Annotated in this window: 17 protein-coding genes; 4 read left to right on the forward strand and 13 right to left on the reverse strand. The window is 47.3% G+C overall.

Annotation, left to right across the window (positions count from 1 at the left end):
- The first annotated feature begins 4 nt into the window (after positions 1-4).
- From ACSHX2_RS13615 to purC, 3 genes are all read left to right on the forward strand, one after another.
- A complete protein-coding gene (locus tag ACSHX2_RS13615; RefSeq protein WP_435693501.1) occupies positions 5-313 on the forward strand; it encodes a putative quorum-sensing-regulated virulence factor in 309 nt (102 codons plus the stop codon).
- Positions 314-361: 48 nt separating this feature from the next.
- The gene (locus ACSHX2_RS13620) at positions 362-856 is read left to right on the forward strand and encodes a lactoylglutathione lyase family protein (RefSeq protein ID WP_435693502.1); all 495 of its coding nucleotides are present in this window, start codon (positions 362-364) and stop codon (positions 854-856) included.
- A gap of 67 nt (positions 857-923) precedes the next feature.
- Positions 924-1,637, forward strand: a complete 714-nt coding sequence (gene purC, locus ACSHX2_RS13625) for a phosphoribosylaminoimidazolesuccinocarboxamide synthase (RefSeq protein ID WP_435693503.1) — start codon at positions 924-926, stop codon at positions 1,635-1,637.
- A 76-nt stretch (positions 1,638-1,713) separates the two neighbouring features.
- On the opposite strand, the gene msrA is transcribed toward purC, so the two are convergent.
- From msrA to ACSHX2_RS13660, 7 genes are all read right to left on the reverse strand, one after another.
- Positions 1,714-2,262 carry a peptide-methionine (S)-S-oxide reductase MsrA gene (msrA, locus tag ACSHX2_RS13630; RefSeq protein ID WP_435693521.1) on the reverse strand — a complete coding sequence of 183 codons (549 nt, stop codon included), beginning with the start codon at positions 2,260-2,262 and terminating at the stop codon, positions 1,714-1,716.
- 371 nt (positions 2,263-2,633) lie between these two features.
- Positions 2,634-5,807: a UvrD-helicase domain-containing protein gene (locus tag ACSHX2_RS13635; protein ID WP_435693504.1), complete on the reverse strand. Its 3,174-nt coding sequence runs from the start codon at positions 5,805-5,807 to the stop codon at positions 2,634-2,636.
- A 4-nt stretch (positions 5,808-5,811) separates the two neighbouring features.
- A complete protein-coding gene (locus ACSHX2_RS13640; protein ID WP_435693505.1) occupies positions 5,812-8,580 on the reverse strand; it encodes a PD-(D/E)XK nuclease family protein in 2,769 nt (922 codons plus the stop codon).
- Positions 8,581-8,670: 90 nt separating this feature from the next.
- On the reverse strand, positions 8,671-8,856 hold the full coding sequence (locus ACSHX2_RS13645; protein ID WP_435693522.1) for a four helix bundle protein: 186 nt from the start codon (positions 8,854-8,856) through the stop codon (positions 8,671-8,673).
- A gap of 151 nt (positions 8,857-9,007) precedes the next feature.
- Entirely contained in the window at positions 9,008-9,301 is a 294-nt protein-coding gene (locus tag ACSHX2_RS13650; protein WP_435693506.1) for a hypothetical protein, read from the reverse strand.
- 35 nt (positions 9,302-9,336) lie between these two features.
- On the reverse strand, positions 9,337-11,235 hold the full coding sequence (locus tag ACSHX2_RS13655) for an ABC-F family ATP-binding cassette domain-containing protein (RefSeq protein WP_435693507.1): 1,899 nt from the start codon (positions 11,233-11,235) through the stop codon (positions 9,337-9,339).
- Positions 11,236-11,408: 173 nt separating this feature from the next.
- The gene (locus ACSHX2_RS13660) at positions 11,409-12,041 is read right to left on the reverse strand and encodes a hypothetical protein (protein ID WP_435693508.1); all 633 of its coding nucleotides are present in this window, start codon (positions 12,039-12,041) and stop codon (positions 11,409-11,411) included.
- A 220-nt stretch (positions 12,042-12,261) separates the two neighbouring features.
- Between ACSHX2_RS13660 and ACSHX2_RS13665 the strand changes: the two genes are divergently transcribed.
- A complete protein-coding gene (locus ACSHX2_RS13665; RefSeq protein WP_435693509.1) occupies positions 12,262-13,986 on the forward strand; it encodes a DUF389 domain-containing protein in 1,725 nt (574 codons plus the stop codon).
- Here ACSHX2_RS13665 and ACSHX2_RS13670 read toward each other — a convergent pair.
- The 6 genes from ACSHX2_RS13670 to ACSHX2_RS13695 all read right to left on the reverse strand — a co-directional run bounded on the left by ACSHX2_RS13670 (position 13,983) and on the right by ACSHX2_RS13695 (position 18,946).
- Complete coding sequence (locus tag ACSHX2_RS13670; RefSeq protein WP_435693510.1) at positions 13,983-14,537, reverse strand: hypothetical protein; 555 nt, start codon at positions 14,535-14,537, stop codon at positions 13,983-13,985. The two genes, ACSHX2_RS13665 and ACSHX2_RS13670, sit on opposite strands and share 4 nt — an antisense overlap.
- A 35-nt stretch (positions 14,538-14,572) precedes the next feature.
- Positions 14,573-15,331 (reverse strand): exodeoxyribonuclease III, encoded by a 759-nt coding sequence (locus ACSHX2_RS13675; RefSeq protein WP_435693511.1) that lies wholly within the window; start codon positions 15,329-15,331, stop codon positions 14,573-14,575.
- A 3-nt stretch (positions 15,332-15,334) separates the two neighbouring features.
- On the reverse strand, positions 15,335-16,102 hold the full coding sequence (locus ACSHX2_RS13680; RefSeq protein ID WP_435693512.1) for a hypothetical protein: 768 nt from the start codon (positions 16,100-16,102) through the stop codon (positions 15,335-15,337).
- Positions 16,103-16,123: 21 nt separating this feature from the next.
- Positions 16,124-16,489, reverse strand: a complete 366-nt coding sequence (locus ACSHX2_RS13685) for a HesB/IscA family protein (RefSeq protein ID WP_435693513.1) — start codon at positions 16,487-16,489, stop codon at positions 16,124-16,126.
- A gap of 503 nt (positions 16,490-16,992) precedes the next feature.
- Positions 16,993-17,649: a DUF1294 domain-containing protein gene (locus ACSHX2_RS13690; protein ID WP_435693514.1), complete on the reverse strand. Its 657-nt coding sequence runs from the start codon at positions 17,647-17,649 to the stop codon at positions 16,993-16,995.
- A gap of 352 nt (positions 17,650-18,001) precedes the next feature.
- The gene (locus ACSHX2_RS13695; protein ID WP_435693515.1) at positions 18,002-18,946 is read right to left on the reverse strand and encodes a nuclease-related domain-containing protein; all 945 of its coding nucleotides are present in this window, start codon (positions 18,944-18,946) and stop codon (positions 18,002-18,004) included.
- Positions 18,947-19,002: the final 56 nt, after the last annotated feature.

Raw genomic sequence — 19,002 nt, forward strand, 5'->3', positions numbered from 1 at the left:
AATCATGGAATTTACTGAGATTGATCGCGAGGATTTTCGTCGATTGTTGATTGAGATCGGTCAGGCGTGGATGCCATTTGGTAAATTTGGGCCGAAAGACTATCCGCCGCGAGGAGTGCCGATTATGGATCTACCTCCTGAGTATCTTTCGTGGTTCAAAGAAAGAGGGTTCCCAAAAGGGCGACTTGGTGAGTTGCTTGAGGCTGTTTGTGATCTTAAAGAGGTCGGTATGGATATAGTGTTCGAACCAATGCGTAAGGCTAATGGTGGCCGAGTAAGTATACGGAAGCACAAACCTCGAACTGACTTCTAAAGGTCTATTCATTTCGTGAATTTGTGTTAGATGTAGTGTGTATTTTTTATGAAAACTTATCCTAGAACACTTTCACACATTGGCCTTTCTGTGCCAGATCTCGATGCAGCCGTTCGCTTCTACCAAGAAGTTATGGGCTGGTATGTCATCATGCAGCCGACCGATGTTATTGAAGATCCTGATACAGCTATTGGCGTAATGTGTGAGGATGTCTTTGGTAAAGGGTGGGGAAGTTTTAGAATCGCTCATATGTCTACTGGTGACAAAATGGGGATTGAGCTCTTTGAATTTAAAAACAACGAGAAACCTAAGGATTTTGAGTATTATAAAACGGGGACATTCCATTTCTGTGTACAAGACCCGAATGTAGAAGAGCTCGTTGAAAAAATCGTGCAGCATGGCGGTAAACAGAGAATGCCTATCCGGTATTATTATCCAGGTGAGAAGCCTTACCGGATGGTTTACGTGGAAGATCCCTTCGGTGTGATCTTTGAAATTTACTCACATAGCTATGAATTGACCTACTCGGCTGGAGCCTACTAAAGGAGAAGAATGTAAAAATCCTTTTGCTATAGCTTGACCAAAACCTGTCCTCCTTTTACGCATAGGCATGGAACCACTCTACGAAGGTAAAGCGAAGCGTCTTTACACAACAGAAGACCCAAACGTACTTCGTATGGAGTACAAGGATGAAGCTACTGCATTCAATGCGGAGAAGAAGGCAGAGTTCGAGAATAAGGGGCGCCTCAATACAGCGATTACACTCGCCATCTACCGTATGCTTGAAGCAAAGGGAGTAGAGACACACATTATCGAGTCGATCGATGACACAAACATCCTTGTGAAAAGTGTGGATATTCTTTTGGTCGAAGTGATCGTCCGTAATGTCGCCGCAGGTTCGTTCTGTAAACGTGTTGGTGTTAAAGAGGGTACGCCTTTCAAGATGCCAATCGTAGAATTCTCATACAAGAGCGATGAACTGGGTGATCCGCTAATCAATGATGACTATGCCCGTGAAATGGGACTAGCTACTCCTGAAGAGTGTGCTGAACTCAAGGAAAAAGCTCTGATTATCAATGAGGTACTTATTGATTTCTTTAAGCGTGCAGGTCTCAAGCTAGTTGACTTTAAAATTGAATTTGGTCGCACCAAAGATGCTGATGCGGTGATCGTACTTGCTGATGAGATTTCTCCAGACACCTGCCGTCTTTGGGATCTAGAGACTGGTAAGAAGCTTGATAAAGACCGTTTCCGTCAAGACCTAGGTGGTGTGATGGAAGCTTACGAAGAGGTCCTCAAGCGTGTTGAGGAAATCACTCAGTAGTAGATCTTATAACTTTAAATAAAAAAGCCACAGGGATGTCCTCTGTGGCTTTTTTATTTAATTAGAAGGTTGTGAGCTATTCAGCTGACTTCTCTTTATTCTCGAGCCCTAATTTTTTGATTTTAGGCGCGATCACTGCTCGGCAGTAGCCATTCTTGTTACCATTAATGCAGTAATAGTCCTGATGGTAGATCTCAGCAGGGTAGAAGGTGCTAGCTTTAGCTACTTCAGTGACAATAGGTGTCTTAAAGTCTTTTTGCGCCTTTTTTAAGGATGCATCAACTAGAGACTTCTGTTCGTCTGAATAGTAGTAAATAGCTGAACGGTACTGAGTGCCAACATCATTTCCTTGGCGGTTGAGCGTAGTAGGATCATGTGCCTTCCAGAACCAATCGAGTATAGTCTCGGTGTTGATCTTTTCGGGATCATAAACGAGGTGAACCACTTCTGCATGTCCTGAGGTTCCCGTGCAAATGTCAGCGTAAGTAGGATTCTTGAGCGGCCCTCCAGTATAGCCAGATACAGCAGATTTAACTCCGTCGAGACGATTATAGACTGCTTCGACACACCAAAAACATCCACCTCCAAGGCTTATCTGTTCGTGACCTTCTGGGACATTCGGCATTTTTTCGGGTGATTTATCAGCTGACATGGCAGTTTGTTGATTGAATATAAAAAATGTGGTGGCGATACCAATAATGGCAAGGATAGAAATGGATTTACGATTCATAATAAGATGAGTTTTTCTAATATATGACAGGTGCTTTGATTCTCAAGTAGAGGTTTTCATTGAAACTAAAGCATAGATTAAACGCAGTGAATTAAGCGAGTCTGATTGAGCTGACGTAATGATAAGTGAAGTGCACTAGATAGCGTAACGAAAGCTCCTCGCAGCTCAGATGTTTATAGTTCACTAGGCACAGGTTCAGTTTTGATCGATGGAACTAGTGCTGATCTAATCAGCATCTGGACCGTCTTTCAACTGAAGCGGTGCACTTATTTAAATCCAAGCATTAAAATATAACATCGCAGAGCAGTGGAGTAGAGCGTGGTACTGACGAGGTCTACAGGAACCCGATAAGCACTAGCAAGGTAGTGGCGATAGCTCTCTAACTGTCCAGTATAGCGCTCTGTGAGTTCTTCAGCAGATTCCACTCGGTCGGTTTTGTAATCAAGGATCGCAATCTTCTGAACCACTCCATTTGCATCCCGCTGGATGTGAGCACGGTCAATGACGCCTGAGAACCAGACCCCGTTCGAGTCAACTGCTTCGATCGCTTGTTCGCGGAGAACCTCGGTGTTCGTATCAGGTTTAAACCAGAATGCACCCTCGGCGTCAGAAACAGCAGCTCGGATGTGTTCGGCATAACTATTGTTAGGGAGCATTGCTAGGTCATCTGCAGTCTCGATCAATTCAAAAAGTGCGTGGATTTGATTGCCAAACTCTTTCCCGCCTTGGCTAGATCTAGAGTAGCGGTTAACAAAGATCTCTGTTTTTTCAGAGGAAGCAGTCTTTCTGCCCGCTCTAGGAGTTGCTTTTGGTAGCCCGATTTCTTGAGCTGTTTCTTCGGAAACGCCTTCGGTCATTTTGGATGCTTCGTACCAATGTTGGTCACCAGAGTAGTAGAGGCGCTGGCCAATGACTTCATTGCCAAAATCGTGATCAACCGAATCGACATCGCCAACTGTACGATGCATCCAGCCAGCGTCGTTGAGCTTTTCTAGGACATTGGAGGATTTAGATGGTTGATCTAAGAAGAGGTAGAGGGCATGAGCTGCCCGTGTGAGAGCCACGTAGACATTGCAGGCGCGCTCGTAGCAGTTGGCTGCGATCCAGTCTTGGTACTGCGCATCTAACTGAGAATCATTTTGAATGATCTCTTTGTTAGGTTTCAGCATAAAATGCTCAGGTAGGTGATTTGCATTTTCCTTAGTCAGCATGCTCATGCGATTGACTGAATCGTAACTGTTCCCGTCGAGCTCAGGTAGAATGACGACATCGAATTCAAGACCTTTTGATTTGTGGACGGTCATTACCTGAATCGCTCCTTGGCCACTTTCTTCGCGATGAACCTGTGATTTGAGCATCCTAAGCCACTCTTCGAGAGTGCCTCCTTTGGTGTCGAAGCTACGTGCTGCATCGATGATTTGACGTAAGCGTAGGCGCTGGAACTCTCCCAGATCGATTTCAGCTGGGAACTTATCCATCAACGTAGCTAAATGTACGGCAACGCCTTTCGTAGAAATTTGGCTGCGAGCACTGGTGAGTTGCTCTGGAGCACTTTCCCCAAATTGCTCAATAGCTGAGGCGAGCGGCGATGCGCTGACATGGGCTCTGGCAAATTGATCTGCTGGATAGGCTAGGAACTTGAACCAATCGAGCAGGGCAAGTCCCATCGGTGTGTCTGAGGCTATGGTGACAGCTGCTTCAGCTTCCACAGGCCACGCACTATGTGCACGTAGGAGTGCTGTATATTCCTGCACCTGTTTGTTAGATCCTACTAGGATGGCGCAGCTAAGATTGCGTTCAGTGGGCTGGATACGTTCGAGTTCAGCGAGTATTGCTAATTGTTTTTCACTAAGCTCGTCACCTTCGGATTTAGAGCTAAGTTGGTAAACAGCGACCTCGCCTGGGAGTTCTTTCGCTGCTAAATGCTTTTCAAAATTCCAGCGTTGGCGTGTTTCTTCAGGGAAGAGGGACATTCCTTCACCCGCTGGATCACAGCAGAGATTGACGAAATCGAGTACCACTGCGCTTGAGCGCCATGACTGTGCCATCGTCCAAGGGTGGAGATTTCTCCAATCATCCAGTCTTTTTATTTCATCGAATAGGCGAGGTTCACCACCGCGCCAGCCGTAAATAGACTGCTTGGTGTCACCGACGACAAAGAGACTGTGATCGGCTTCGTGGTCCGTCATAGCATCGTGAATGACGGGTTGAATCACTGACCATTGGCGACGCGAAGTGTCTTGGAACTCATCTAACATCCAGTGCTTGAACTGCGAATCGAGTCGGTAACTGAGAGCGTTAAATCCCTTTTCGTGTTCTAACACCTTGTGCTTTTCTAATAGCAATGTCAGGTCGGAAAAACTGACACGTCCCTTGGAGCGGACTTGTTGGTTGTACTGATTTTCAAAGGCGAAGACGACTGCCCAGATACCTTTTGTGCGCTGTAAGTATGTACGGATTTCTGAAAAACGGATGAGCTCTTCTAAATCTAATAATGCACGTGTGGTTTTAAGTCCGAAGGTGATTTCTTTACGTGAATAGAGGAAAGAAATCGGTTCGTTGAGGCTCGCGCCCTTGGTCCATTTGAATAGATTATCGCTGAGCTGTTTGGGCAATGGAGTTCCGGGAGTATACTCGGTGATCGCCTTCGTGAAGTTTAGGAAGGTCTTATCGAAAGTTTTGTGTCCGAACGTTTCAGGGATTTCACTTTCGATTTCTTGCTGGAGAGCGCATAGCGCTGTAGGGGAGTAGCTCGGCCAAGTGTCGCTGTCCGGCCAGATTGCTTCAGCATTTCCCCATGCTAGGCCATCATTGTTTTGGAGAAGCTTCTCGTGATAGTCTTCAATGAATTTTAAAATGGAATCACGTACTCGAGCTTCCTCGTTTCCATAGTTTGCAACGGTGAATGCACTGAGGAAAAGGTCGCGTTGGCTCTCGGTGAGGGAGCCACCACTAAGCACGGCTTGGAGTGCGTCTTCACGTGCTAGAGCGAAGCCGTCTTCATCTAACATTTCAAACCCTGCGAGACCTAGCTCTGGGCTGAAAGAGCTCACAAGTCGGGTGAAAAAGCTGTCTAATGTGCTGAGCTTGAGCTGATCGAGCGCCGTGATGAGATCTGCGAGAAGCTGACGAAATCGCTCCATGCTGAGATCAGGTAGTTGTTTCACATGAACAATACCTGGCTGGCGCGAAGTTGTGTCACCGATCAGTGTGGGGGTGATTTCAGCAGCGAGCTTTGCAGCTTCTTCTTGTGAGCTAGCTCCGATGGCTAGGCGATTAAAAATACGCCGGCTAAATTCACCCGCGGCTTTGCGAGTGAAAGTGAGGGCAATGAGATCCGCTGGTTTTTCACCAAGCGCGAGCAGGGCGAGGAACCGGTTAGAGAGCTGGAAGGTTTTTCCGGAGCCAGCCGAAGCTTCGATTAGGAGACTAGAAAACATGGTGTTAGGAGGTGTGTTCGAGTTGAAATACGGTTTCGATACCTGTTGGGCTCAGATCGGCGAAGTTGTCCCAGCTACGGATAGCGGCAGGTAGTTCACGAATCGGGAACTTATTGTCGCGAACTGAGTCGATACAGTTTTGTACCCATTTCATGGCGCATTCGTGGACTTGCTCGTTGTATTCAGACCATAGTTGTAGCCCCGTATTTGCTACTGCAGCAGGGAAGGCTACGTAGGCGAGTGCCGGCAAGGACTCTAACTGGAAATGGTCTCTGACAAATTCAGCATAGAGTGGGAGCTGAAGGTTCTTCCAACGTTGTTCACTGCGCTTTCTTGGAGGAGGTGGCAGCAGGTCGCCATAAATATGATCTGGCTCATCTGTAGCGCGTACGTTTTCAAGGTGTTCCTCATTGGGCTTTTTCACCTTTGTAGAAGTCTTGTAGTCGATTACGCGCCATTCGCCGGTGCGTTCGTTAACGTCGATGCGGTCGACTCGCATTTTGATGGTCGTATCGTGATAGAGCCAATTGATTTCATCCTCTTTCGGTCCAACCGCGAGTTCGACATGCTTGATTCGCCAGCCGTCTTGGCGCATTTCTGACTGCTCTTCTGCAAATGCTTTGAGGCGGTTCAGTGCGCTTTCTCTTTGGATCGTGAGCGGTAAGTTATTGGTGTAACCATAGCGTTTGATAAAAAGTGAATCTAGCAACTCTGTGAATACTTGTTCAATCTCATCAGCCTCAGTGAGATCGCGCATTTCTGGATTTAGTCCGTACATCTCTAACACGTCGTGCACAAGATTACCGAACTGCATGGGATCCATTTCTTGCGAATCAAAATCTGCGCGACGGAAGCCTTCGACATAATGTAAGTAATAACGGAAAGGACAGCGGAGGTAGGTACTGAGGCTGCTCGGAGAAATGCTAAATGCTTTCTCGTCTGGCCATTTTAAACCATACTTTAATGCGAGTTTCCAGTCACCTTGCGAGTAGGCTGGAAGGCGTTTTTTATCATCAATATCCTCGCTGAAACAGAGCATCACACGGCTAGGGAGCTCGTATTGTGGACAACGAATGAGGAGGCGCGACGCTTGGCGTTCTTCGCCATTAGGAGCAGTCTGAGAAAGGTAGAACCGTGTGGAGCCGAGTTCACGGCGCGATTCGATGAGGCTGTGCAAGAGGTAGGAATCACGCGCAGTGAGTTGCTCACGACTGTAGAGCTGGAGCTTAGCACGCAGTGATTCTGGTAGGAAACCATCGTCGTGTGGTCGCTCGGGAACACAGGTTTCATGGAAACCCATAATGCGCAGGTGTGGTTGATTCGCATAGGGGATTTCTAACCAACCTAATTGGTCGATCACCGTCCCAGCGCGTTCAGCTTGTTGCTTCATTCCTTCACAACTCGCCATCAACAGCTCGAGAGCATGGTGGTAGTTGAAACGAAGTCCCTGGGACTCTAATAGTTTAATCGCTTCAATTCCGTTGAGGAAGGGATCGATAAGTTCTGTTGGGAAGTCTGGGGAGCGCTCGAGGCGGTCGAAGAGTTTCTCAAGGAAGCGCGATGCTTTGTCTGTACGGATGCTGAGCCATTCGTTGAGTTCCTCGAGCACTGGTGCTAGATCACCATCTGCGCGCTGGATCGCGTGATCGAAGTTCTGTGGTAAGAATCGCTGCGTAAGTACATCAATTTTCCCAGCAATCACAGCCGGCTGCTGAATACTTTTTAGCAAGTAGCGCGCCTCTGGAGCTTTGAGTAAGCTCTGGATCTGTTGGAATGTGTTGGAGTGTGCTAGACATTGACGAAACTGTTTAAGGAATGCCCATAAGCCAGATCTGGAAACTGGGCGTCCATCTGGGTCAAAGCATTGCCAACCTGCGTCATTAAATGCATCTCTTACCAGCGGAGCAAATGCTTGATCGGTTACAGCGAGGGTGATCTTGGATGAGCTAAATTTGGCAACATCGGTGATCAGAGCGTCGGCACTGTCATGACCAGAGCTGTGGAGATTAATTACCTCCTCTTGTTTCCCAGCAAGATCTATCGGGCACTGTACCCAATACTCGGTATGGGGGACGCCCCATTCACTAAAGTGATCGGTGAGATTTGAATCTGCATGAATGAGAACCTCAATGGGGAGTCCCGTGTCAGCTAGAGCTTTCTGGGCGAGCAAGGGTAGATCGGGGGTACAGGCGAGAACGATGCGTTTCACGCGACCGGGAGCTTGCCAGTGTTCGGCTGCGTAGCGCTTGGCTTCTGCTGGGCAGCGAAGATTGCGCTTAGATAGCAGTACTTTCACATCTCTATCAATAGTTGCTAACAGCTTCCAGCGGCCTTCTTCCTCTGAAAGCGTGGCAACTGAGCCAAAACTATGGTCAACGGCGGTGATTTCTTCTTTCAGCTTACAAAAACGTTGAGCGGCATTGAGCCCCCAGTTGAAATCGCGTGAGACACCATCTAAAACTGGAAAAAGATCTTCGAGCTGCTCATTTGAATACGAACGCAATATTTCACTCCACGCGCTCCACCATTGGATTTTATCGGCGGGGTTTGCGTCAGCTTGAGGAGCGTAAAGAACCTCAGCGGTAGTGACGGATGGCGCGAGGATGGCGCGCTGTGCCTGTAGTGGGAGCTGTTGCCTCAGCTGTCTACCAGATTGCGCTGTCGGGACAATTACTAGGGTGTCCTTGAGGGTATCTCCGAGTTCTAGCAGATAGTCTGCAACTAATGGGAGAAGGGGAGAGTATGGGTTGAGAAAGGTTGTTTGAGGAGGCATGCGGATTTAGGAAGTGGCAATTAGGAATTAGGAAGGCTTCTGCTACTTTATTTTGAGGGTTTTAAGAATACTCCCTGACATCTTTAAAAGCTAATCGCAATCGGTAAGTAGTGACTCAGCTTGTTGCTGTGTCAAATACTCTGAGTCACGGAGTAATCTCAACCAGTAGTGTGCTTCTCTAGCTTCTTTGTAGGCTATAGATAATTTAGAGAGAAAATCTTTATCGCTCTGGGCTCCAATTGATTCCTCTACATTAGCACCTATCGAAGAAGATATTGTTTGGAAAGAATATACTCTTTATACTCTTTCTGGAGGTGTTGTTAAAGTTTGATGGAGCGTAATGCGAACGCGTAGGATTTTTGCTGAAGAGGGTTTTCAGATTTCATGTTAATTCATAATTCATAACTGAAAACTCCCTTTGTTAGAATCACAAAGTATAGGGCCCGTCTTCATCTTCCCCGTTCCAGCCAAGCTTTCGGAAGGCTTCGATGCAGGCTTGGAAGACCTCATCCTCTCCCTCGGCTTCTTCAATGGTCGCATTGGTGGTGAGTCCGTTCATTGACTCGATAGAGATGACAGTTTGTTTGCCTTCAAAATTGATCCAATCTCCCCAGCTCTGTTTGTCGTGTTTCGCTGAGAGTTTCTGCTTTTTTAGGGCAGCGACAACTTCACGAATCATTGCGGGTGGCTCGCTGTCGGGTAAATGAACACGGGTTTCCATGATTTCAGTAGATTGCTAGATTGAGTTAAAACAGTTTAGGCATGGTATTCATCCCAAGCTGTTTTGATAGCACTGAGTTTTTCCCAGCGGTCGTAAAGAGAAACGACTTTAGCTTGAGATTCTTTAAGTTTGTTTTCGAAATCTTGGTAATCGCTAGTGTGATCAGCGTAAAAGTTCGGCTCACTAATCACAGCTTCTTGTGCGGCAACGTCTTCTTCTGCGGTAAGAATATTTTCTTCCATAGTTTCGAGCTCTCGCTCCTCATCCCACTTCAGCTTTCTTGGCTTACTGCCTTTTTCTTTTTTTACCTTCTCTTTAGAGGTCGTTAAATTTTCGTAGTTAGAGCGTTGAGAATCACGTTCAGCCTTTTTTTCTAAGTAGTAGTCATATGACCCTACATTGTGGTGGAGTGATCCATCATCTTCAAATGCAAGAATCCCAGTACATACTCGGTTGAGGAAGTAGCGATCATGTGAGACAACCAGTACAGACCCTTTAAAATGTGCGAGCGCTTCTTCTAACAAGCGCAAAGTGTTGAGATCTAAATCGTTTGTCGGCTCATCGAGAACCAATACGTTTCCGCCACGTTTGAGGATTTTTGCTAATAAAACACGCGAGCGTTCACCGCCGGATAGGAGTTCGATTTTAGTGTTTATGCGGTCATCGTCAAAGAGGAAGCGTTTAAGGTAAGCGCGGAGGCCTAAGTTCTCATCGCCAAGTTTGACAAATTCCTGACCTTCACCGACTTCTTCAAAAATGGAGTTTTGATCATTCAGGAGGAGGCGGTTCTGATCGACGTAGTTGATATCTGTTCTGGCTCCCACTTTCACTGTGCCTGATACTGGCTCCATCATGGCAAGCAGCGTCTTTATAAGGGTGGATTTACCCATGCCATTGCGACCAACAATGCCAATACGCTCTTTTGGCTCTAGTTTGAAATCTAGATTTCTAAAGAGTGTTCGGTCTCCAACTGTTTGAGTTAGCCCGTGGGCTTCGATGACTACGTTAGGGAGCTTTGTAGCAGGAGGTATAATGAGGTCGATATCGACTTCCTGATCCGGTGCTTCTTGGTCAGCGACTTCGAAGTATTTATCCATGCGGTCGCGCGACTTGGTACGTCGTCCGGATGGTCTGCGGCGAACCCACTCTAATTCCTTTTTAAGAAAACGCTGACGTTTGTGCTCGTTGACTGCATCTTGAGCCATGCGCTCAGCGCGTGAAATGAGGTAGTCAGTGTAGTTGCCATCGTAAGCGATACATTTACCGCGAGCGATTTCGACAATACGCGTAGCGATACGGTCGAGGAAGTAACGATCGTGTGTCACGAAAAGGCAGGTGCCATTGTAACGTGAAAGGAAGGTTTCTAACCATTCAATAGAGCCTGTGTCGAGGTGGTTGGTCGGCTCATCCAGAATGAGGAAATCTGGCTGTGCGAGAAGAGCTCGGGCGAGGGCTACTCGGCGCTTCTCACCTCCTGAGAGGGTATTGATAATTCGGTCCGCTTGAGGTGCGTGTAAGTTAGTCAGCAATGACTGGGCACGAGAATCGATAGTCCACCCATCGTGGTGATTAATTTTCTCTAAAATCTCAGCACCTTGTTTAGAGGTTGGGTCACAGTTGTCATAGCCGTCGAGCAAGTCGAGTATGTACTGGGCGCCTGAGAGTGTGGCCTCGAGCACAGTTAATTCCTCATCGATCTCAAAATTCTGTGGGAGATAGCCAGTGACTAGATTATTGCGAGTGGTCCATTCACCTGAGTCAGGTTGATCAGCACCAGCGCAGATTTTCATGAAAGTTGACTTACCCGAACCGTTGCGCCCGACGAGCCCAATTCGCTCACCTTGGTGGATCGCTAATGTGGCACCATCGAGTACCGAATGATGTGAATATTTGACGCAGAATTCTGATGCTGACGCGATAGCTGGCTCGGACATGGAGGTGGTGTAGCACTAGCGATACAATAGTCAATCTGCCACTGGTTTGAAGTGAGTGAGTACTCCCAGGCTCTGGTAGAAGGTGCTTTTTTGAGCCTCATAAAATAACCTGTGATAAACTAAAAAAGCCACGCTCAAGTGAATGAGTGTGGCTTCTTCTGTGAAGAAATGAATTAGAAGCGGAAGGTGATCCCAGCTTCGACACCTAAATAAACATCTTCGTATATGATTTCGATACCTGAATATTGTGTGCCATCTATGTCAGTGAAATTACTACCACCTTTGTAATCACCAATGTGCATCACCTTACCTGCGACATGAGCGATCCATTGTTCAGTGATATAATGTTCAAATCCAATATTTAAATCTGCGAAGAAGGAGTTGCCATCAACATTTTGGAATTTGTCGCCATTCTCATAGAAATCGTGTGAATTGTACGCTCCACCGAGGCTTGCGGAGAGGGTGAATGCTCCCTTTTCGCTTACTGGAAAGTAGTGACTGTAACCGATACTGTAGGTGATGAAATGGTCTTTAAGCTCGTAGTTGTAACTATTTCCATCGTATTCAAATTTTGCTGAATCATGTCCATAGGAGGTGAGAACCTGGAAGTAGAGATTGCCTGCTTGCCCAACTTCTGATCCTAGACGGATAGAGTAGTAGGGGCGATCAAACTCATCAAGGTAACCAACAGATCCTGTGACGAATAACTCGTCGGGATTGAAGATAGAAGAGCTTTCGGTTTCATCTGCGAGGCAAGTCCCCATGAGGCACGCAGTTGCGATGCTTGTGTAGATTGTTTTATACATATTTTTAAAGCAATGTTAGATCACTAACAATGGGGGGAACATGAAACGATTATCTTTTGGTTAGAGAGTGATCAAGGGTAAAAAAATGGATAAAATATAAATTTATTTTATACCGTGTTTTAGTAGTAAATAATTTGAGTGTTGAAGCTCTGCTGGAAACTTTTATCACGAGTGAGTGAATATTCTGCTAGTCGTTAGAGACCAAAATACAGCCGAGGGTATGAAGCGCTGGTGCACTCGTTTTGCCGGCGAGGCCGGAAAGCTGTCACTACTACAGGTGGAGGAAGGTCACTCGAAGGTTTCTGAACTTTGGTGTGAGAAGGATGTGAACGGCTGGTGGGGTGAAGGGAATGTTCCAGAGGGGAGTGAGTTTGGTCTGCTAGAACCAGTTAGGGTGGCGCGTGGTATTCTCGGTGTTGTCAAAGAGCGGAAGCCAGATTTACTAGTGCTGCAGGATAGAATATCGCATCCAGAAGTATACCGGAAAGCGATCCAGCATTTGGTAGAGGAGGTAACTTGTCCGGTGATGGTAATGCGACTAGGTGAAGGCGCTGGAGAGCGAGTTCTACTACCATGTGCCGGAGGGCCTCATTCGAGACGGGGTTTAAAAGTTGCCGCTGATGCCTTGGGCGAAGACCTTACAGCATTTTATGTGGAGCCTGACGTAGATGAAGTTTCACAGGATGTCGGAGTGATGCAGCTGGCGCGTTCCCTCAAGAAGTCTGGAGTTAAAGATGGGCAAGTTCAGACCAAAGTAGTCATGCACAACGATGTGTTTGAAGCGATACGCGAGGAAGTTAATTCTGAGAAATATGGGATGCTCCTTATTGGCGCTTCAGGAATAGGGTCAGTGAGGAAGAAGCTCTTTGGGACAGTACCTGATCGCCTGATGCGTGGTGAGGAAGGGATGAGCGTGGGAATTATTCGTGGTGAACGCTCAGCGCAACACAAGTTGCGTCATCGGATGGAGCGCATGATGATGCTCACTATTCCGCAGTTGAACCGAAATGAGCGTGTCACTCTTTTTGATGAAATCGAAGAGAAGGCGCGTTGGTCCTTTGACTTTGCGTCACTAATGGCTTTAGCCACAGCCATTGCGGCTCTTGGTCTACTTTCTGATAGTGGTGCGGTGGTGATCGGCGCTATGTTAGTAGCACCTTTAATGACTCCACTCTTAGGTGGTGGTCTTGCTGTGGTTCAGGGGAATTGGCCACTCTGGAGAAATTGCCAAAAGGCAGTGGGCTTAGGTTTCTTGTTAGCTTTGGCTGTTGGGGTTGTATTTGGTCTAATAGCTAGAGCGATGGGGCTAGGATTGACCGATGAGTTACTCGCTAGAGGGGCTCCAAGCATTTTAGATCTAGGTATAGCTTTCATTTCAGGCATAGCTGCGAGTTATTGCCTAGCACGGCCAAAACTGAGCGGAGCACTTGCAGGAGTTGCTATAGCGGCTGCCTTGGTTCCGCCTATCGCCACGGTTGGAGTCTGCCTGGCCTTACAAAAATTTGAAGTGTCACAGGGTGCAGCGATCTTGTTTGGAACTAACGTGGTAGCGATTGTGTTAGGTAGTGCGACCAATTTCTTTGTAGCGGGTATTCGTGGTCGCTCATCCTCATCTGCTGTGTGGGCTAAGCGAACTGCAATTGTCTTCACCTTGGTGATGGCTGGGCTCATGGTGCCGTTATCGTCTACCATAGTGAAGAAGATTGCAGGTGACTCAGATCTCACTAACCGCTTCGATGCCACTGCGTCTAAATATGGTGCAGAGGTAAGTCAGGTAAGAAAACTTGTGCCACAAGATGGGGTGCAATTTGTCGAAATCACACTCGACGCACCTGAGAAGGCGTCTGCTGAGTGTGTGTCCGCACTACAGCGAGAAGCGAATAGAAACGCGCAACGACCTATGAAATTGCGCGTTATCACAAGATTGGTGACTGAATTGGACTAACCCTTCGTCACTTTGATCACCTTGCCGTCTTGGACGTGGTAATTGAATCGATCCATACGAAAGTCCATGGTCACCGGGCATGGCTGGCCGTCTACTTCTACTATTCTGTAGTTGAGCTTATTTGTCTTCGCCATAGCTTCGGCTTCAGCAAGTGTCAGCCCGATGAAATCATCTGCGGTGATTTCTATTTTTGCTTGGTAGACTTTAGTGCTACCTGCGAGAATAGCATCGAGTTCTTCTTGAGTGACAGATTGGATCTCTTTGTTGGTATTCCACGCAGCATCTAACACGTAAGTTTCTCTCGGAATATCCGCGAGTTTGTTTGGGAGCTCGGCTTCAGCCTTTGTTTTGCTGACCTGTTGTGTGAAAACGCCCTCGGACTTCTCAGCACGTGTCACGACGAGTAGCTTACCATCCTTCTTGTGAACGCTCTCGATTCTAAGCTTCCATGCTGGGGATGGGACCTCCATCTCTACCATAATCTTCTGAATGGGAGGTGATTCAGCCAACAATGGAAGTGATAGAGCGAGTGAGAGAAGGAAAGTTTTCATTTTCTCACACTAATGGATACTCGTATTCTCGCAAACTATTTTAGAATAAGAGTCACAGGGCAGTGGTCTGAACCCATTACATCAGAGAGAATAGTGGCTGATTCTAGTCGGTCAACTAAGGTGTTAGAAACGCAGAAGTAGTCGAGTCTCCAACCCACATTCTTGCCACGTGCACCAGCGCGGTAGCTCCACCAAGAGTAAGCACCTTCAGTATCCGGTTCGAAGTGGCGGAAGGTATCGGTAAAGCCGGCTTCAACAATCTTATCGAAGCTTGCGCGTTCTTGGTCGGAGAATCCGGCGCTCTTGCGGTTGTTCTTTGGACGTGCCAGATCGATTTCGTTATGCGCCACATTGAGATCGCCACAGAAGATGACTGGCTTGGATTTTTCTAAGTCCTTGCAGTAGGCTAGGAAGTCGCGATCCCACTCCATCCGGTAATCGAGTCGCTTAAGTTCGTTTTGAGAGTTTGGAGTATAAACGGTGACTAAGAAAAAGTCTTCGTACTCAGCAGTGATGACACGCCCTTCATTGTCGTGTCCTTCTATCCCAATGCCGTTAGAAACGCTGAGAGGTTTTTCTTTAGTGAGGATGAGAGTTCCAGAATAGCCGGCCTTTTCTGCTTCATTCCAGTACTGGTGGTAGCCAGCGAACTCGAGAGGGAGTTCGACTTGCTCCGCACGGGCTTTCGTTTCTTGTAGGCAGAGGATGTCAGGTTGTGTTTCAGCGAACCACTGAGCAAAGTCTTTTTTGAGAGCTGCGCGAATGCCGTTAACGTTCCAAGAGATGAGATTCATAGATTATTTCTTTGTGAAAATGGGGAAGGAGCCACGGAGGTTGAGTCTCTCCGCGGGAGTGATGGTAAATGCGTCTCCACGCGGAGGAGTGATAGTGGAATCATACACAAGCGGCACACAGCTCAGTGAGATGAGCGGTTCATCGCCAGGTCGTGGAACTCTCACTGAGTGTAAGACTAATGGATAGTAGGGGTTTTTTCTGAGTTCCAACACATCTCCAAGCTGATAGGACTGTGTAGCGCTAGCTGGTGCGCCCGGAAGAATCCATTCAATAAGTACTAGGTAGGGAGTAGGTGGGTGGAAAGCATCTGGCTGCACGAGAGCTTGTGCCTGAATGGCGATGCCATTCTGAATAAAGTCATTCTCACCAAGAACACGGGTGTTCAGCACGCGGAACTGACCTTGGACATAGGTGTTATAGCTTGGGTCTTTGAGGTTGCCCACGTAGACGCGCTTTAGCTCTTTGTTAAGCAGCGCCATATCCTCTGGGTTGAGGTTGTAGTACTTTTTATAGAGTGAACGAGGATTGTAAGCCTTGCCACTTGGGGCTGTGAGGGAGTCGAATCCTGTCACCTCTTGGTGGCGACCCATCTTCTCTAGCAAGACATAGTTGCGTGCATGATGTGGGTTCCCAAAAATCTCTAGAAAGAACACCCAGCTGAGAATCGCGATGCAGAGCATTGTCGTATTCAGTAAAAACCACCAAAATAGGGGTGGCTTTTTCTGAAGGATTCGAGCGACAAGGCTGTCGTCTTCGCGATCGCGCGGCACTGAGTGGTCTTAGTGTTAGGGTTACTTACACTCGTTAGCTGGGTCGTAAGTGCCTTCTTCACCTTTGGCTTCGAAGGATGTGCCACAGCCGCAAGAACGCGCTGCGTTCGGGTTCTGGATTTTGAAACCAGAGTCAGAAAGTGAGTATTCGTAGATGAGGTGGCAGCCCTTGAGGTATTGTTCAGAGTCTGCCGAAACGTGTACGATTGCGTCATCATCTTCGACTGTAGTGTCGCCTTCGTGTGGTTGATCGACTTCCATCACGTATTGCATGCCAGCGCAGCCACCTTTTTCAACGGAGAGGCGGAGTCCAGAGCCCGCTTCTGCTTGTTTCTTTGCGAGGAGGTTCTTGACCTCTTTGATAGATGATTGAGTGAGTATGATCATAATGATGTGTCTTGGCTTGCTTGGCTGGAAGATAAGCGTGGATGCGCCTAGGTTCCAATCAAAGTTTTTGTAAATCCGAAGGTGGCTATTTTCACCGCGAAATAGGCAAAATTCTCGAAAAGGCTAGAATGATGTAACCTTTACCACGGATGACACGAATCTCACGAATGGGGGCTTTGCAAATAGGGAGGATTGGACCGCGAAATAGACGAAAGGTTCGAAATGGGCTGGGACGATGGAGCTTGTTTAGCTCGGATCTCACTAATATTACGAATGGGGGATTTCCTTGCAGGGTTTTGATCTTATCGAGAAATACGCGAAAGTATTCAAAGAAGAGTCTGAGAGAGGTGGATGGGTCAACAATGAGTAAAGTTGTCAGTCAAGCGAGCTAGACTGTTTCTGAATATTGGCTGATAGCGATGGAATGAGGGGGGACATTTTTAATCAATATAAACGATGTGTTTTCGGGTGTGTATTGATTAATATTCTATCAGTTAGGTAGATTAGCTCTCCGAAAGTGATTTTACTGCGAGGAGTAAAGTTCTTAGCAGCGACCAATGGAGTAGATAGTCTAGCGAGAGGTAAAGGTAGAGTGCTACTGTTAGTTTGTAGGTGAACTGGAAGTTCAACTTCGAGCATTTGTGCCTCAGTTTGCGTTGCGCCAGAAATGCCGCTGGCCATCCACCAATCAGACTCAAGAAATGCAAAGTTCCCTCTGAAACTCTCCATTCTTTAGCACGCGCTCTCTGCTTGTCATCTTTGTAAGCCTTGTAGGTGAAAAGGTTGATCGAGAGGAATATGGCTAACCCTATTAAAAAATAGGTAGTGGGCTCGTCAGAGCCCAAAGCTAGTCGATTGGCTACGAGTAGTGGGAGAACCAGAAGGCAGAAGAGTGTAAGTATAGCAGTAGGTGTGAGCTTTCCACCATCGTTCACATGCACTGCCTCAATGGCGCACGCGCGACCTCTTTTATCTGAACCGAGCTTGTAATGAACGCGGTCGCCTACATCGGGGCGCTTATGTTTCTCCGCGAAATCCTTGTGATGTAGGAATAACTTCTGTTTGTTGTGCTTTAGGAATCCAAAGCCCTTTTGGTGATCCCATTCAGCAATTTTCGCTGTTAGGATTTCTGAATCAACAGTGGGAGTATTATTAGGCACACGCATTCTTAGACGCGGTGCAAACTATAGAATAAGATACAAAGAGCAAGATCTAGTTCAGAGCATATGAATGCTGTGCTTTTCCTGTGAACTAGGGTCCTGTGTTATGGGCTTTGTCGGAAAGTGCCTAAAGAGTCAACTTTATGGTCATGGCTTTCACATGCCATCGCTGCTAATAAAAGGTTTATAAAATATAGGTAAGTATCTCTAGATGGCGAGTTAGGGCTACTTCGATGATGTTATTAAGGTGTCTATCGATTAACATTCTATCAGTTAGGTGGTGGTGGGTAGGTAGAGCTGTGTTGTGTTGTGATACGATGATCGTATCTGATCTGCATTACATGCTGTGCGGTTACCTCGCGCCTTCGATGTCGCGGCATTTGTCTTCGATACGGGCTGCGATGGCTTTTATTTCGTCGGGTCGGAGGCGCCTTCCTTTAGCGAGAGCGGGGAGGCGATCTGCAATCTTTGAGGCGCTTTGGACGCCGAGCTTGCTCCAGTTGTCTGAACGAATCCACCAGCCTGGGTAGACCACAATCGGTCGGACTTCGGCATCGGTGATGTTCGGCATCTTGAGCCAGCGGTGGAATTGCTCAGACTGTCTCAGTGCTTGCTTGATCGGCTTTTCATCAATCGAACCATCGGGGAAGCGCAGGGTCGCGGTCTCGCGTGATTTACCCTCCACAGCAATTTGCTCAGGCTTCAGCTCGTTTACTGGTGGTTTGAGTGATTTCCTCTTCGCCTTGGTTTCGATGATAAAAATTCCTTCAGGGCCAATGGCGATATGATCTATGTTGAAATTGCTCGTTTCGCCACCGGGCCGCATGTCGAAAAGAAAATCGTGGTACACATAGTAGCCGCGTGCCAGCAAGGGGTTGAGCTCAGCTCCCACGCATCGCTCACCATCGAAACCCAGTCGGTAGTTCATAACGCCTCTACGGATGCGGAGCAATTTCTTCCAGTACTTCCACGCGATCCCCCATCCTATTGCGCTGGCGAACAACATGGCGACAAGGAGTGATAGCAGCGGTAATTTGGCGACCAACAAAAAGAATAGACCTGGGGCAATCAAAGCGAATCCAAGGCTCGATACAGTTTCGTTGAGCTGATCTTCTAACTCAATGATCTTGATACGCAAAGACTCGCCCGGGGGGCGTAGGAGTTTATCTGAAAATGGTGAACGGCTATGTCGCTTTTCATTGGCGACGACACGCTTCAAGCTCCATAGCATCAAAAGAGTAGGAACTAGCATTAGGCATATTCCTAAGGTGTAGTTGAGGATGGTGGCTACTGGCATGGTGTGAGAGGGTGGGGGTGAGTATTGATTAGTTGGAATAAGGGTACGGTGATCTG

The sequence above is a fragment of the Rubritalea sp. genome (genome assembly GCF_051252225.1).
In the GTDB taxonomy this organism is placed as follows: domain Bacteria; phylum Verrucomicrobiota; class Verrucomicrobiia; order Verrucomicrobiales; family Akkermansiaceae; genus Rubritalea.